General features: G+C 56.6%; 14 protein-coding genes. 8 read left to right on the top strand and 6 right to left on the bottom strand.

Annotated elements, in window-relative coordinates:
• Positions 1 to 44: 44 nt before the first annotated feature.
• On the bottom strand, positions 45 to 677 hold the full coding sequence (gene clpP, locus RMR16_RS04525; protein ID WP_320201965.1) for an ATP-dependent Clp endopeptidase proteolytic subunit ClpP: 633 nt from the start codon (positions 675 to 677) through the stop codon (positions 45 to 47).
• Positions 678 to 1,061: 384 nt separating this feature from the next.
• Here clpP and RMR16_RS04520 point away from each other — a divergent pair, with 384 nt between their 5' ends.
• The 3 genes from RMR16_RS04520 (at position 1,062) to RMR16_RS04510 (ending at position 5,502) form a co-directional block, all read left to right on the top strand.
• Positions 1,062 to 2,390: a GGDEF domain-containing protein gene (locus RMR16_RS04520; protein ID WP_320201966.1), complete on the top strand. Its 1,329-nt coding sequence runs from the start codon at positions 1,062 to 1,064 to the stop codon at positions 2,388 to 2,390.
• Positions 2,391 to 2,455: 65 nt separating this feature from the next.
• Complete coding sequence (ggt, locus tag RMR16_RS04515) at positions 2,456 to 4,213, top strand: gamma-glutamyltransferase (protein WP_320201967.1); 1,758 nt, start codon at positions 2,456 to 2,458, stop codon at positions 4,211 to 4,213.
• Positions 4,214 to 4,254: 41 nt separating this feature from the next.
• Positions 4,255 to 5,502, top strand: a complete 1,248-nt coding sequence (locus tag RMR16_RS04510; RefSeq protein ID WP_320201968.1) for a cytochrome P450 — start codon at positions 4,255 to 4,257, stop codon at positions 5,500 to 5,502.
• 7 nt (positions 5,503 to 5,509) lie between these two features.
• Here the strand turns inward: RMR16_RS04510 and RMR16_RS04505 are convergent, their stop codons facing one another.
• Positions 5,510 to 6,313 carry an SDR family NAD(P)-dependent oxidoreductase gene (locus RMR16_RS04505; RefSeq protein ID WP_320201969.1) on the bottom strand — a complete coding sequence of 268 codons (804 nt, stop codon included), beginning with the start codon at positions 6,311 to 6,313 and terminating at the stop codon, positions 5,510 to 5,512.
• Between the two features lie 206 nt (positions 6,314 to 6,519).
• On the opposite strand from RMR16_RS04505, the gene RMR16_RS04500 reads away from it, so the two are divergent.
• Positions 6,520 to 6,945: a MarR family winged helix-turn-helix transcriptional regulator gene (locus RMR16_RS04500; RefSeq protein ID WP_432354313.1), complete on the top strand. Its 426-nt coding sequence runs from the start codon at positions 6,520 to 6,522 to the stop codon at positions 6,943 to 6,945.
• On the opposite strand, the gene RMR16_RS04495 is transcribed toward RMR16_RS04500, so the two are convergent.
• Entirely contained in the window at positions 6,942 to 7,298 is a 357-nt protein-coding gene (locus RMR16_RS04495; protein ID WP_320201971.1) for a cupin domain-containing protein, read from the bottom strand. The genes RMR16_RS04500 and RMR16_RS04495 overlap by 4 nt on opposite strands.
• A 207-nt stretch (positions 7,299 to 7,505) precedes the next feature.
• Positions 7,506 to 8,195: a glutathione S-transferase family protein gene (locus tag RMR16_RS04490; protein ID WP_320201972.1), complete on the bottom strand. Its 690-nt coding sequence runs from the start codon at positions 8,193 to 8,195 to the stop codon at positions 7,506 to 7,508.
• Between the two features lie 195 nt (positions 8,196 to 8,390).
• Between RMR16_RS04490 and RMR16_RS04485 the strand changes: the two genes are divergently transcribed.
• Positions 8,391 to 9,437: an AraC family transcriptional regulator gene (locus RMR16_RS04485; RefSeq protein WP_320201973.1), complete on the top strand. Its 1,047-nt coding sequence runs from the start codon at positions 8,391 to 8,393 to the stop codon at positions 9,435 to 9,437.
• 225 nt (positions 9,438 to 9,662) lie between these two features.
• On the opposite strand, the gene RMR16_RS04480 is transcribed toward RMR16_RS04485, so the two are convergent.
• Positions 9,663 to 10,946 (bottom strand): O-acetylhomoserine aminocarboxypropyltransferase, encoded by a 1,284-nt coding sequence (locus RMR16_RS04480; RefSeq protein ID WP_320201974.1) that lies wholly within the window; start codon positions 10,944 to 10,946, stop codon positions 9,663 to 9,665.
• An 87-nt stretch (positions 10,947 to 11,033) separates the two neighbouring features.
• A complete protein-coding gene (locus RMR16_RS04475; protein WP_320201975.1) occupies positions 11,034 to 11,468 on the bottom strand; it encodes a CoA-binding protein in 435 nt (144 codons plus the stop codon).
• Between the two features lie 528 nt (positions 11,469 to 11,996).
• On the opposite strand from RMR16_RS04475, the gene RMR16_RS04470 reads away from it, so the two are divergent.
• The 3 genes from RMR16_RS04470 to rpsI all read left to right on the top strand — a co-directional run bounded on the left by RMR16_RS04470 (position 11,997) and on the right by rpsI (position 14,013).
• The gene (locus RMR16_RS04470; protein WP_320201976.1) at positions 11,997 to 12,833 is read left to right on the top strand and encodes an EamA family transporter; all 837 of its coding nucleotides are present in this window, start codon (positions 11,997 to 11,999) and stop codon (positions 12,831 to 12,833) included.
• A 245-nt stretch (positions 12,834 to 13,078) separates the two neighbouring features.
• Positions 13,079 to 13,543, top strand: a complete 465-nt coding sequence (gene rplM / locus RMR16_RS04465) for a 50S ribosomal protein L13 (RefSeq protein WP_067643588.1) — start codon at positions 13,079 to 13,081, stop codon at positions 13,541 to 13,543.
• A gap of 2 nt (positions 13,544 to 13,545) precedes the next feature.
• The gene (rpsI, locus tag RMR16_RS04460; RefSeq protein WP_320201977.1) at positions 13,546 to 14,013 is read left to right on the top strand and encodes a 30S ribosomal protein S9; all 468 of its coding nucleotides are present in this window, start codon (positions 13,546 to 13,548) and stop codon (positions 14,011 to 14,013) included.
• Positions 14,014 to 14,015: the final 2 nt, after the last annotated feature.

Genomic DNA, 14,015 nt, shown 5'->3' with positions numbered 1-14,015 from the left:
GAATTTAATATCTGGGGTTCAAACAACCGTCAAAAGTAAACGCCTTAGCTTGCGGTTGCGCCTTCGGCTTCCTGACGCGACGTCAGAATTCTGTCGATAACGCCCCAGCTTTTCGCTTCATCCGCATCCATGAAATGGTCACGATCGAGCGTGTTTTCAACTTCTTCCAGCGTGCGGCCCGTGTGCTTCACGTAGACTTCATTGAGGCGACGCTTCATTTTGATGATATCGCGCGCATGGCGTTCGATATCGGAAGCCTGACCCTGGAAGCCTCCGGATGGCTGGTGAACCATGATGCGGGCGTTTGGCGTGCAGAAGCGCATACCCTTTTCGCCAGCCGCCAGAAGCAGCGAACCCATGGACGCAGCCTGACCCACGCACAGCGTGGAAACTGGCGGGCGAATGAACTGCATCGTGTCATAGATCGCCATACCGGCGGTCACGACACCACCGGGAGAATTGATGTATAGCGCGATTTCCTTCTTCGGATTTTCCGATTCCAGGAAAAGAAGCTGCGCGCAAACGAGCGAAGCCATATGATCTTCCACCGGACCAGTGAGGAAGATGATCCGCTCTTTGAGAAGGCGCGAGTAGATATCATAGGACCGTTCGCCGCGATTGGTCTGTTCCACGACCATCGGCACCAGAGCCATGGCGGTATCAACTGGATTTGTCATGTCCGTCCTTTGTCCAACTCTTAACCGGACGCTTTCGCGCCCGGAATCAATTCTATTCGTCTACCCACTACATAGAGTGTGATTGCCCGGTTCTTCAAGACTCACGCGGCGGATATCCTTAATGACGTCCAGGTAAACATTTCATTTCGCCTTACAAGCCCCGGAGCAACGACACCACCTGTATTGTGGCGGCGGGCGACCTCATCAACGGCGAAACACGATGTTGGTCAACCAAATATTAAGGGCGCGAAAAATAATCGTGCCCTAACCTTCCGTTGCGTCGGCTGGCAACGACTCTTTAGGGTTTTAATGCTGATACTGCGCGCCGACCGATTTCGCTGCCTTTTGGCAACAACGGTTTCTGCAAGGAATTCAGTTCAATATGTGGCAGGACGGACGCTTGGCATCCACGCGGGCGCATTCCTCTACAAGCAGCAGGCCCATGGCGCAGGTAAGGATTATGCAGTGCTAGACGCAAAAACAGGCATGCTTCTCTGGTCCATGCAGACATTGACCCTGTCTGCCGTCCTGACTGTGTTGTGGCTGCATCAGCCCGCGAAAAAATATCATCTCTGCTTCGCAACCGGCTTCGCCGTCGTCGGCCTCGGCGCCATCCTCGTTTCACAGCGCGGTGACATTGCCGATTTTTTGTCGATCAACGTTGGAAACACGCTGGCACTCGGGGCTTTCGGATTCTGGCTGGCAGGGTTGTTGAAACTGGAAAACCGCAGGCTTGATGGCTGGGTTGCCATTCCCGCCCTGCTGTGGGTCGCCTTCATGTTCGTGCCGCCGGTGCGCGGTTCCATGGAAGCCCGGATCATTCTGTATCATGTCTGCGCTGGCATTGGTTATGTCATGCTGGCAGGCGTCTTGATAACCTCGAAAGAGCACATCTCGAAAACCCGCAAGGTTCTCGCTGGCGCACTCGTCGTTCAGGCGTTCATGGGTGCCATTGCCGCATCGCTGATCATCCCGTACAATATCGCGACCGGCCAGATATTGCCGCTCACCACACCCGTTGCCCTCTCAGGCGCGTTCGGGTTCATCGTCCTGATGATGATCGCCGTCAAAATGTTCATGGAAGATGCCGAGCGCCGTCTTCAGCGGCTTGCCATGACAGATCACCTGACGGGGACATTGAACCGTCGCGGGCTGGCGGCTGATTTCAAAACGATGAAAGAACGGTCGAACGGGGCGTCGAAATATATCGCGCTGGCGCTTTTCGACATCGATCACTTCAAGAAAATCAACGACAAACACGGCCACCAGTGTGGCGATGATGTGCTTGTGCAGTTCTGCACGCAGGCCAGCCGCATTGCCGAAGGTCAAGGCGCACTCATCCGTATGGGCGGTGAGGAATTCGCCTTTCTGATGGAAACGGATGATGTGGCCAAAGCCACGATCATGGCGGAAGCCATCCGCATCCAGTTTGGCCGTCTGGTGATGTTTGCCGATGGAAAACCACTCTCCGCAACCGTCAGCGCTGGCGTTTTTTCCGCGACCGCCGCGAATGCCGAGCTGAACGCCATGCTGACCATGGCGGACCGTGCGCTTTACGGGGCCAAGAAGGCTGGCCGCAACCGCACCGTCGTGCGTGAAGGTTCGATCAACATCGTCATCCCTGCCGATGACCGCGACGAAGACCCTTGCGACAACAATGCAGACCGGCAGGTTGCCGCACTCAACCGCATCGCTACAATTGCAAATAGATAGAATGGGTTGACCTTCCGGCACTTGCGGTTCCATCATGCGAGGGATCAGCAGTGAAGGGTTTGCCAATGTCTTTTAGATTTTGCACCAGCTTTCTCGTCTCCGCGGCATTGGTCGTTGGCTCCGCCCATGCGCAACAGGCGTCGGACACGACGGCACCGGAGCGAGCAACCGGTACCAAAACCGCAAGCCGGGTCGAAGCGAAAGACTTCATGGTCGCAGCCGCCAACCCGTTGGCCGCAGAAGCAGGCCGCAAGGTTATCGCCGAGGGTGGCAATGCCGTCGACGCCGTGGTCGCGGTGCAAACGGTTCTGGGACTGGTGGAGCCGCAAAGCTCCGGCCTCGGCGGCGGCAGCTTTCTCGTCTATTACGATGCAGCCTCCAACAAGATGACGACCTTCGACGGGCGTGAAACCGCGCCGATGGAAGCGACGCCGAAACTCTTTCTGGATGACAAAGGCCAGCCGCTGAAATTCATGGATGCCGTGATCGGCGGGCGATCGGTCGGCACGCCGGGAACGGTGCGGCTGCTTGAAGACGTTCACAAAAAATATGGCAAAACGCCGTGGGCAGACCTTCTCAAACCCGCCGAAACACTGGCAACGGACGGATTTCAAGTCTCGCCGCGTCTGGCATCGCTGATCGCTTCCGAGGGCGAGCGGCTGAAGAAATATGATGGCCCACGCGGCTATTTTTACGACGCTTCCGGTGCGGCGCTGAAAGCTGGAACGGTTCTGAAAAACCCTGCCTATGCCGAGACCCTGAAAACAATCGCCACTGGCGGCGCAGACGCCTTTTACGGCGGGCCGATTGCCGAAGCGATTGTCAAAACCGTACGGGAGGCCAGCGGCAATCCCGGCGTTCTGTCTCTGACCGATCTGGCAAATTATCGAACCAAGGAACGTGAACCGGTCTGCGCGCAATATCGTGCGCTGGATATTTGCGGCATGGGGCCGCCCTCTTCCGGCGCTGTTGCTGTCGGCCAAATCCTCGGCGTCGTCGAAAATTTCGACATCAAGGCACTTGGTCCTGACAATGTCGAAAGCTGGCGGTTGATTGGCGATGCACAGCGCCTCGCCTTTGCGGATCGCGAACGTTATCTCGCCGACCCGGATTTCATGCCGCTGCCCGTCAAGGGCCTGCTGCGCAAGGACTATCTCGCCACCCGCGCATCGCTGCTGGACGGCGACAAGGCGCTGGCCGCAGATGTGGTCAAAGCCGGTGAGCCGGAATGGGATCACGCGCTGCTGTTCGGTCGCGGACCCACCCTGGAAATGCCCTCCACCAGCCATTTCGTGATTGTCGACAAGCAGGGCAATGTCGTGTCGATGACGACCACCATCGAAAGCGGCTTCGGTTCGCGGCTGATGACCAACGGCTTTCTGCTGAACAACGAGCTGACCGATTTCTCGTTCAATACCCATGATGGTAGCCTGCCGGTGGCCAACCGCGTGGAACCGGGCAAACGCCCGCGTTCCTCCATGGCACCCACCATCGTCATGAAGGATGGAAAGCCGCTGCTGGCCATCGGCTCCCCCGGTGGCAGCCAGATCATCGGTTATGTCGCGCAAGCGCTCATTGCCTATATCGATTGGGGCATGCCAGTGGAAAAGATAGTGTCCCAGCCGCACCTCATCAACCGTTTCGGCACCTATGATATCGAGGCCGGAACGGATGCCGAAAAATTGGCCGACCCGTTGAAGGCAATCGGTTTCGAGGTGAAACCCGGCGAGATGAATTCCGGCCTGCACGCCATCGAAATCACCGGCACCGGCCTTGTCGGCAGCGCCGATCCAAGGCGCGAGGGTGTGGCTGTCGGCGAATAGAATCACTTCCGCGAAAGGCGGGTTTGCGTTAGAGATCGGGCATGACACATATGCCCGATTTCCTTCGCATTGATCCCGACAAACGTTTCGTTTCGCTCGACGCCACCAACCCGGCTTTTTACAGCGACCCCAACGCCGTCTACGCGGCGCTGCACGCGCAATGTCCTACCTTTTACTGGGAAGAACAGAAGCAATGGTTCTTCACCGGTTATGACCATGTGAATGCGCTGTTGCGTGACCGGCGCTTCGGGCGGCAAATTCTGCATGTTGCCACGCGCGAAGAACTGGGCCTGCTAGAGCCTCTGGACCACGTCCGCCATTTCGATGCGGCAGAGCGCCACTCGCTGCTGGAGATAGAGCCGCCGGAACATACGCGCCTGCGGACGCTGGTGAACCGCGCTTTCGTCTCTCGCCATGTCGAGAAGATGAAACCGGAAATCGAAGCGCTGGCCCACGGCCTGATCGACCGTTTCGAAAAAGACGGCCAGACGGAACTGCTGTCTTCCTTCGCCGATATCATTCCCGTGACGATGATTGCACGGATGATCGGCATTCCCGAAGAGATGGGCCCACAACTGCTGAAATGGTCGCACGCCTATGTCGGCATGTATATGTTCAAGCGCAGCCGCGAGGATGAGTTTGCCGCAGACATCGCCGCGAAGGAATTTGCGGATTACGTCCGCACGGTGATCGCCGAGCGGCGTGCGGACCCGAAAGACGATCTTTTGAGCCACATGATCCACACGGAGCATAAGGGCCAATATCTGACCGACGACGAGTTGATTTCCACCACCATCGTGCTGCTGAACGCAGGCCATGAGGCGACCGTTCACCAGATCGGCAATTCGGTGCGCGTCATCCTCGAAAGCGGTTTTAATCCCGCCTCGCTGTTTGGCGATGAGAAGGCAACGGAACGCACCGTGGAAGAAACGTTGCGCGTCGGTGCACCGGTTCACATTTTCCAACGCTGGGCGCTGGAGCCTGTCGAAATCGACGGCATCGAATTCAAGCGCGGCGACAAGGTCAGCCTCATTCTCGCCGCCGCCAATCTCGATCCGCAGAAATTCACCGATCCGCTGACCTTCAAACCGGATCGCGCAGAGGCGCCAAACCTGTCATTCGGCGCGGGCATTCACTTCTGCATCGGCGCGCCGCTGGCACGACTGGAACTCAACATCGCCCTGCCGCTGCTCTTCGCCCGCCTGCCGAACCTGCGCATTGCAGAGCCGCCCCAGGTCAAGAATGTGTATCACTTCCATGGCCTTGAGCGGCTTGATCTCGTCTGGTGAGCGGCTGTTAAGCCCCGACACCATACCGCGATGCGGGCTTTCTGAGAGAGAGATGAGGACCGAGCGCGCCGCGTGCCGCATTGGCCGCATCCAGCAGCGTCGTATCGCTCAGTGACGGGATGGTGATGAGTTCTCCCTGATCGAAACCGGCCAACGCCGCATCGACCATATCCGTCACGTCCATGATCATTTCGGGGTCGAGATGATCCATGGAGCCGCCCGCGCGGTCAAAAATCTCGGTGCGTGTGAGGCCGGGCAGAACCGCCTGTACCTTTACACCGCTGTCTTTAAGCTCAGACGCCAGCGACTGCGTGAGTGAAAGCACGAAGGATTTCGTTGCGCTGTAGGTGCCGTTAAACACTTCAGGGATGAACGCCACAACCGAGGCGATGTTGATGATCGCACCCCTGCCCCGCGCCGCAAAGGTCTGCGCTGCCGCGATGGCCAAGCGGTTTACCGACACGACGTTCAGCGCAATCATGTCATCCAGATAATCGACATCGTCGTCCAGCAGCTTGCCCTTGGGGCCAATGCCGGCATTGTTGACGATGAGAGTGATGGCTTCGTCGTCCCGCACGCGCTTTTCGACCTTGCGCACATCGGCAGCGTCCGAAAGATCGGCTTTCAGCGTCTCCACCTTCACGCCATGCGCCGCCTCCAGCTTCGCGCCCAGTTCCTTCAACCGATCCTCATTGCGTGCGACCAGCAGAAGGTCATAACCGCGGCCTGCAAGCCGTTCGGCATAGGCGGCACCGATGCCCGACGACGATCCGGTTACAAGTGCAGTTCCCGCTTTTGAAATTTCACTCATCGTTTTGTCCCTTTGATGGTATTTACTGGTATATACCACTATATGGACCGCAGGTTTTTTCGTACAAGAGGCGCGGTCAGAAATTTTGCAGGGATTTTCTCATCTGGATAATAGCCTTCGCAGGCATTATCTCAAGCATCACCCTTAGACCTACGAAAGCGATGCAAAAATTGGAATTCGTCTGGAATCAGTGCAGCAACAGTTCCGTGCGGCGTGCCGCGCGCCAGCTTGGCCAACTGTATGACACCATGCTGGAGCCGTGCGGCCTTCGCACCACACAGTTCACTTTGATGGTGCAGATCCATTATTGTGGCAATGCATCGCTCAAAAATCTGGCCGAGCTGATGGTGATGGACCTTTCGGCCCTTGGCCACACATTAAAGCCGCTGATCCGCGATGGTTTTGTGACGCTTGTGCAAGACGATAAAGACAAACGTGTCAAACGCGCCATCCTGACAAACCTGGGCGAAGCGAAACTGGCAGAGGCATTGCCGTTGTGGAAACAGGCACAATCCCGTTTCGATCACATTGTCGGTGAGGAAAAATCAAAAGAGCTACGCGCCGCCCTCTCCTTCGTCGGCTCGGGAGAACTTGCAGCCGCCTTTCGTCAAGGTGCGGATGCTGCGGACTAAAGCCGCACCACATAATCCTTGCGGGTCGTTTCCACCACGTCCCATGTGCCCTTGAAACCGGGCCGGATAATGTACCGATCTCCGGCTTTCAGATGGACAGGCTCACCGCCATCCTCGGTCAGAATGGAATATCCTTCGAGGATGTTGAAATATTCCCACTCGTCATATTCCACGCGCCATTTGCCGGGCGTGGATTGCCATATGCCCGCATAGATACCGCCAGAGGCTTCCTCAAGATTCCATGTGGTAAATTTCGGATCGCCGGAAATCAGCCGGTCGGGTGCGGGTGCACCCTCTTCCGGCTGAACAGTGGCAAGGTCGCCATCTGACTTGAAGTTGAGACTGTTCGTCATGAGCGACTTTCCTGTTTATCTGGCTGCTAGATCGGATGCGGTTCGCCAACCCCACCGGTTGTCGCAAGTCTGATTTCCTTTACGACTATATCAGGCTCCTCCAGATGTCTCCCCCAAGATCGACATAACCATACGCTCCTGCCTGCACGTATCGACACATTCCGATCCAACGCCCAATACAATCAACTTGGCCGCTCACATAGATTTTTAGCGGGATTGAAGATCAATTTGCGCAAGCAGTTCCTCATCTTTCGCCGCAGCACGCTTGTAGGCATCGCGCGTTATCAATCTTCCAGCATAAGACAGAAATGCTTCTCGCGGCGGCAGCGTCCTCAGCCCAAGGCCCCAACCGATATGGGAGCCGACATAGACATCCGCGGCGGTGAAACGATCGCCTGCGACGTAGGGATTGGCCATCACCGCCCTCTCCAGCTGGTCAACGGTCCGCTCGTAGCTGCCGTAGCCGAAAAAGAACTCCTGCTCGGGAGCAGGGCTGAAACCCGCCCGATAATTGGTCACGGCCTGCTCCAACGGACCCGCTGCAAAAAACATCCATCTATAATAGTTGGCCCGTTGGTCAGACATGGGAGCAAGACCGGCGGACGGGAAAACGTCAGCGAGATAGGCGCAGATCGCCGCAGTTTCCGTCACTGTCCGCCCATCATGTTCGATTGCGGGAACCTTGCCGATGGGGTTTATCTCATTGAAGAAACGGACGCGCTCATCGCGCGGATTTGCCACGTCCGGCCTCGCTAGAGCCGCACCGCCCCATTTGTCGGTTTGGCTTGACGGCGTGTAGTCAAGAACGACTGTTTCGTAGGCGCAGCCAACCTCCTCCAGCATCCAGCGCACCATACGCCCCCGAGAATTCGGATTCGTGTAAAATGTCATCGTCATCGTTGCACTTCCTTAGTCGGTTTCTTCGGCAACGTTCATAGAGCGAATGGTTATGCTTGTATCGGCAAGGTACGCCACTTAACTTGCAAAGTATGCCAAATACTGGAACGGCGATGATCGGTACTGGCCGTTGGTCACGCCATTGGGCAGTTAAAGGTGGCGGCAGCAGAAAGCGCAATTCGGGACGCAATCGAAATGACAGCCACAGGTGAAAAGTACGACAGATGCAGACTTCCAGCGTCGTTCTGGCAGTCGCTTGAACACTTGGGGCTCAGACCTTCAATGGTTCTTCGGCAAGCGAGGCTTCCCGCGACGCTCCACCTTGATGAAACAGCGACGATCAGTACAGAACAACTCTTCGCCATCTGGGACGCCATTGAAGCGCTTTCTGGCGACCCTGCGTTTGCTATCAGAATGGTTTGCGAAACCAGCACCGCGAGACACATGCTTGCATTTCTGGCGGCTTCTTACGCGGCGGACTTTCGCGACGGACTCGCGAGATTCGTACGTTTCAAGCGCTTGTGCAGTCCAGATCGGATTTGTTTTGCCGAGCAAAACGGAAAGGTGGCAGTGACAAGTCAGTGGCCCACCGGCACGGCACCGGAGCCGTACCAATCGGTGGAGGCGAGCTTTGCTCTGCTGCTGGAACTTGGCCGACGTGGCACCGGCGAACGTCTCGTGCCGTTGGCGGTCGAATTGCGAAGGCCGGATCAATGCTCGGGCGTTCATGCTGCGTTTTTCGGCTGCGCCATCCAGTTCGGCGCGCAGTGTGATCGGATGGTGCTGGACACAGCGCACCTCGACCGTCCATTTCCCGGTCACAATCCCGAACTGCTGCAAATGCTCACGCCCGCTTTGTCGGCCGCGACGCAGGAGATCGAGGCGAGCGCCACGCTCGGAGAACAGATCAAAACGACTTTGAAGCGCATAATGGCCAGCGGCCGCCCCGAGGTTTCGCGCGTGGCACGTGAGCTGGGGATGAGCGAACGCACCCTGCAACGTCGGATAACGGCAAGGGGGCAGACATTCCGCACCCTTCTCACCGAAGCGAGACAGGAACTTGGCCGTCAACTTCTCGCCGATCCGTCCATCGCCTTGGAAGAGGTGGCGTACCTGCTCGGATATCAGGATACCAACTCGTTCTACAGGGCATTTCGAGAGTGGGAAGAGGTCACACCAAACCACTGGCGACGCGCCAACGCGAAGGATGCAACGCCTTTCGTTAAACCTGCTTTGACCTGATCAGAGCTCCGACGGAGTGAGCATCATTGCCGTCATGCCGCCGGAACGGACGGGTTCTTCCTCGGCATCATGCCTCGGTACCTCTGCACCCGCAGTCGAGGAAATTGCTCTGTTGAAGGCTAATGGAGGGCTCCGAAAAGGTAACTTCGGGACGAAAAAAGGCCCAGACTTGTCTGGGCCAAAGAAAAAATGGAGCCACGACGCGGATGGAGTCGGCGAATTTCATCAAACCTTGGAAAGTGACTGTTCAAGGTCTGCAATAATGTCCTTCACATCCTCGATGCCGATGGACAGACGCACCACGTCTGGACCTGCGCCGGCAGCGGTCTGCTGTTCCGGTGTCAGCTGCGCGTGTGTGGTGGATGCCGGGTGGATGACCAGAGAGCGGGTATCACCGATATTCGCAAGGTGCGAAAACAGTTGGAGCCCCTCGACCAGCGCCTTGCCCACCGCATATCCGCCCTTCACGCCAAAGGTAAAGACAGAGCCTGCGCCCTTGGGCGAATAACGCTGTTGCAGCGCGTAATTGTCGCTGTCCTCAAGACCGGCATAGTTGACCCAGCTGACTTTCGGATGCGCTTTCAACCACGTCGCCACCGCCAATGCATTGTCCGAATGGCGCTGGACGCGCAGCGGCAGCGTTTCGATGCCCGTGAGAATGAGGAAGGAGTTGAACGGCGCAATGGATGGGCCAAGGTCACGCAGGCCCAGAACGCGCACGGCGATGGCAAAGGCGAAATTGCCGAATGTCTGGTGAAGCACGACGCCGGAATATTCAGGGCGTGGCTGCGACAAGGCGGGATATTTGTCCGTCGCCGACCAGTCGAACGTGCCACCATCGACAATGATGCCGCCCATGGAATTCCCATGACCGCCAAGGAATTTGGTCAGGGAATGCACGACGATATCCGCGCCGTGTTCAATAGGCCGTATCAGATAGGGGCTGGCCATGGTGTTATCGACAATCAGCGGCAGGCCATGCTTGTGGGCCACGTCGGCAATCGCGGCGATATCCACGAAGGTGCCGCCGGGGTTGGCAAGGCTTTCAATGAAAATCGCCTTGGTGCGATCATCGATCTGGCTTTCAAAGCTGCCCGGATCTGTCGCATCGGCCCAACGCACCTGCCAGTCGAAGCTCTTGAAGGACTGGCCGAACTGATTGATGGAGCCACCGTAAAGCTGGCGCGCCGAAACGAAATTGTCACCGGGTTGCAGCAGCGTGTGGAATACGAGGAATTGCGCCGCATGGCCGGAAGCAACAGCCAGAGCCGCCGTGCCGCCTTCAAGGGCCGCAACCCGTTCTTCCAGCACCGCCTGCGTCGGGTTCATGATGCGCGTGTAGATATTGCCGAATTCTTTCAGCCCAAACAGTGCCGCGGCATGATCCGAGTCACGAAACGCATAGGCCGTGGTCTGATAGATCGGTGTTGCGCGTGCGCCGGTGGTTGGGTCAGGCTGCGCACCGGCGTGAATGGCCAGCGTCGAAAAACCCGGATTGCTCTCTGACATATATCCCTCCAATATTTTCTTTCCGCTTTGCTGCGGCTGAAGGGATCATAAAGTCTCGCAGGCAAATGATAAGTGCAAGTTTTCTAACTATTGCTGAATATTGAGACGCGGATACTCAATTGCCGGGCAACGATCCATCACAACCTCCACGCCATAAGCTTCGGCTTTTGCAGCCGCATCGTCGTGCCTGACCTCAAGCTGCCCCCAGATGACCTTGGGCCTTGGAGTCAAGAGAATAACCTCGTCCACGATAGCAGGAAGAAATTCCGCGGCGCGAAATACATCGACCATATCGATGGGTTCTGGAATATCCGCCAGCTTCGCATAGACCTGTCTGCCGAGAATGTCCTTGCCCTCCTGCCCCGGATTGACCGGGAAAACGCGGTAGCCTTTCGAGAGAAGAAATCGCATCACCCCATGGCTTGGACGGGCCGGATTGGGTGAAGCGCCCAGCAGAGCGATGGTTTTTACGGTCGTCAAAATCCGCCTGATGTCGTCATCGTCATAGGCATCGTGGTTCATGGTCGTCCTCCGCATCGGTCTGGTTACGACTAATATCTAGGTGCTGGCGCTGACGAAAGAAGCCTTTCCGGTTTTTATTGTTCTCCTTCCCGTCAGTCATGTTTGCGCTAACTTTCCCGACAATGCGCAATCGTACTTTTTTCGTTCCTTATCCGTTCTCGGTCACTTTAGCATCTACTTATAGTTACATTAGAGAAAGATGTTTCTAATGAAAACGAATTTAACCCAAAATGATTATTCTTCAAAAAGAGGCGCCAACTGACCGATAAATTCCAAAAATCAGCAGATTTTTCCATAATAGAAGAATTTAATCGTTTTATTCCGGCTGGTTTGCGTGAAAAATCTGATTTTGCAGCTAATCACTCGAACTCTCAAAATCGTTCAAGAGTTGCATAAAAGTTCCGATTTATGCGTTTTCCACATAATCAGGCAGGCTGCCCATCGTCTAAAATATCTTCCATTTGCCCGGTGCAACTTGAACCCGGAAAGACTAGAGATGGAACATCAACGATTGCTTGCGAGTCGACCGTGCCGATTGACGTGCTCTTACTGGTATTGCTGGGTGCCCTTTTGCACGCCGGGTGGAATGCGCTCGTCAAGTCCGGCAAGGACAAGGCGCTCGACGCGACTTTGATTGCGGCTGGCGCTGCCGCCTGTTCCATTCCGTTTCTTCCCTTCCTGCCGCTTCCCGGCCTTGTGGCCCTGCCCTTTCTCATTGCGTCGGCCATTCTGCAATTTGCCTATTTCCGGCTGGTCGCCGCCGCCTACACGGTGGGAGATATCGGCCTCGTCTATCCGGTGATGCGCGGTGTCGCGCCGTTGATTGTCGCGGCCAGCAGCAATCTGTTTCTCGGCGAAGCCCTCAGCACCGCCGCCCTTGCCGGCATCGCCGTCATTTCCGCTGGCATCCTCACGCTTGCCTTTGAAGCGCGGCATGGCGGGCGTCAGGCTATTATTCTGGCGCTCATCAATGCGGTGGTGATTGCTGGCTACACCTTTGTGGACGGCGTCGGCGCGCGGCTTTCGACAAGCCCCATTTCCTATACGCTGTGGATGTCGCTGCTGCCGCCGGTTCTTCTGTTTTCGTGGGCGCTGTTTCAACGCGGCTGGGCACCGGTTTCCACCCATGTGCGCCGCAACTGGTGGCGCGGCCTTGCGGGCGGTGGCGGATCGATTCTGTCTTATGGATTGGCGCTCTGGGCCATGACGAAAGCCCCCGTCGCCGTGGTCGCCGCATTGCGCGAAACATCCATCCTTTTTGCCATCGTCATCTCGGTCCTCATCCTCAAGGAAAAGGCCAGTATCTGGCGTTATGTGGCCGGCGGCATCATCGCAGGCGGCGTCCTCATCATGCGACTCGGCTGATTTCACCGGTACTTTGTTGTGGTATTATAAAACCACACAAATAAGCCATTGTTTTCAAAGGGTAATTTTTATGGCCCTACAATTCGGACCCGTTGACGATATTTCGCGCACGGCTTATAAGCGCGCCAGACAGAATTTCCCCGGAAATACGGTCATTCCGGCTGTGCGAACAGCCTTAAGCAACAAAAAACGCCTGCATGGTTTTTTTAAAAAAACTGTGACGGGTTCAAGAGAAAGTTAAAAGAATGTCTACTTTCGTTCAGAAGCCTGCTGAGGTGGAGAAGAAGTGGATCATCATCGACGCCGAAGGCCTCGTTGTTGGTCGCCTCGCCACTGTTGTTGCAACCCGCCTGCGCGGCAAGCACAAGGCAACTTACACTCCTCACGTCGATGATGGCGACAACGTCATTATCATCAACGCGGAAAAGGTTGTCTTCACCGGCAAGAAGTATTCCGACAAGAAGTATTACTGGCACACGGGTTATCCGGGTGGCATCAAGGAACGTACTGTTCGCCAGATCATCGAAGGCCGCTTCCCGGAGCGCGTTCTTGAAAAGGCAATCGAGCGTATGATTCCTCGTGGTCCGCTTGGCCGTCGCCAGATGAAGAACCTCCGCGTTTACGCTGGTTCGAACCACCCGCACGAAGCACAGCAGCCTGCCGTTCTTGAAGTGGCAACGCTGAACAGCAAGAACGTAAGGAGCGCCTGATAATGGCCGATCTTTCCTCCCTGAAAGACCTCGCCCCGGCATCGGAAGCTTCGGCTCCCGTGCACGTCCGCAAGGTTGACACTCTCGGCCGCTCCTACGCGACCGGCAAGCGCAAGAACGCCGTCGCCCGCGTATGGATCAAAGCCGGTTCCGGCAAGATCATCATCAACGGCCGCGATTTCTCTGCATACTTTGCACGTCCGGTTCTCCAGATGATCCTGCAACAGCCTTTGATTGCTGCTGCGCGCGCTGGCCAGTTCGACATCATCGCAACTGTTGCCGGTGGCGGTCTTTCCGGCCAGGCCGGTGCAGTTCGTCACGGCGTTTCCAAGGCTCTCACCTACTTCGAACCAGCCCTGCGCTCGGTTCTGAAGAAGGGTGGCTTCCTGACCCGCGACAGCCGCGTTGTTGAACGTAAGAAGTACGGTAAGGCGAAGGCCCGTCGTAGCTTCCAGTTCTCCAAGCGTTAATC

It is taken from the genome of Agrobacterium sp. rho-13.3 (assembly GCF_033957765.2).
Taxonomy (GTDB): Bacteria; Pseudomonadota; Alphaproteobacteria; order Rhizobiales; family Rhizobiaceae; genus Agrobacterium.
The sequence above is the reverse complement of the archived record's forward strand: the minus strand, read 5'-3'. Positions and strand labels throughout refer to the sequence as shown.

Coding starts and splice junctions, on each gene's coding strand:
- RMR16_RS04505 (WP_320201969.1), bottom strand. CDS start 6,313: ATGAGTGAAATTTCAAAAGCGGGAACTGCACTTGTAACCGGATCGTCG.
- RMR16_RS04475 (WP_320201975.1), bottom strand. CDS start 11,468: ATGAACCACGATGCCTATGACGATGACGACATCAGGCGGATTTTGACG.
- RMR16_RS04510 (WP_320201968.1), top strand. CDS start 4,255: ATGACACATATGCCCGATTTCCTTCGCATTGATCCCGACAAACGTTTC.
- rplM (WP_067643588.1), top strand. CDS start 13,079: ATGTCTACTTTCGTTCAGAAGCCTGCTGAGGTGGAGAAGAAGTGGATC.
- RMR16_RS04495 (WP_320201971.1), bottom strand. CDS start 7,298: ATGACGAACAGTCTCAACTTCAAGTCAGATGGCGACCTTGCCACTGTT.
- rpsI (WP_320201977.1), top strand. CDS start 13,546: ATGGCCGATCTTTCCTCCCTGAAAGACCTCGCCCCGGCATCGGAAGCT.
- RMR16_RS04480 (WP_320201974.1), bottom strand. CDS start 10,946: ATGTCAGAGAGCAATCCGGGTTTTTCGACGCTGGCCATTCACGCCGGT.
- clpP (WP_320201965.1), bottom strand. CDS start 677: ATGACAAATCCAGTTGATACCGCCATGGCTCTGGTGCCGATGGTCGTG.
- RMR16_RS04485 (WP_320201973.1), top strand. CDS start 8,391: ATGACAGCCACAGGTGAAAAGTACGACAGATGCAGACTTCCAGCGTCG.
- ggt (WP_320201967.1), top strand. CDS start 2,456: ATGTCTTTTAGATTTTGCACCAGCTTTCTCGTCTCCGCGGCATTGGTC.
- RMR16_RS04490 (WP_320201972.1), bottom strand. CDS start 8,195: ATGACGATGACATTTTACACGAATCCGAATTCTCGGGGGCGTATGGTG.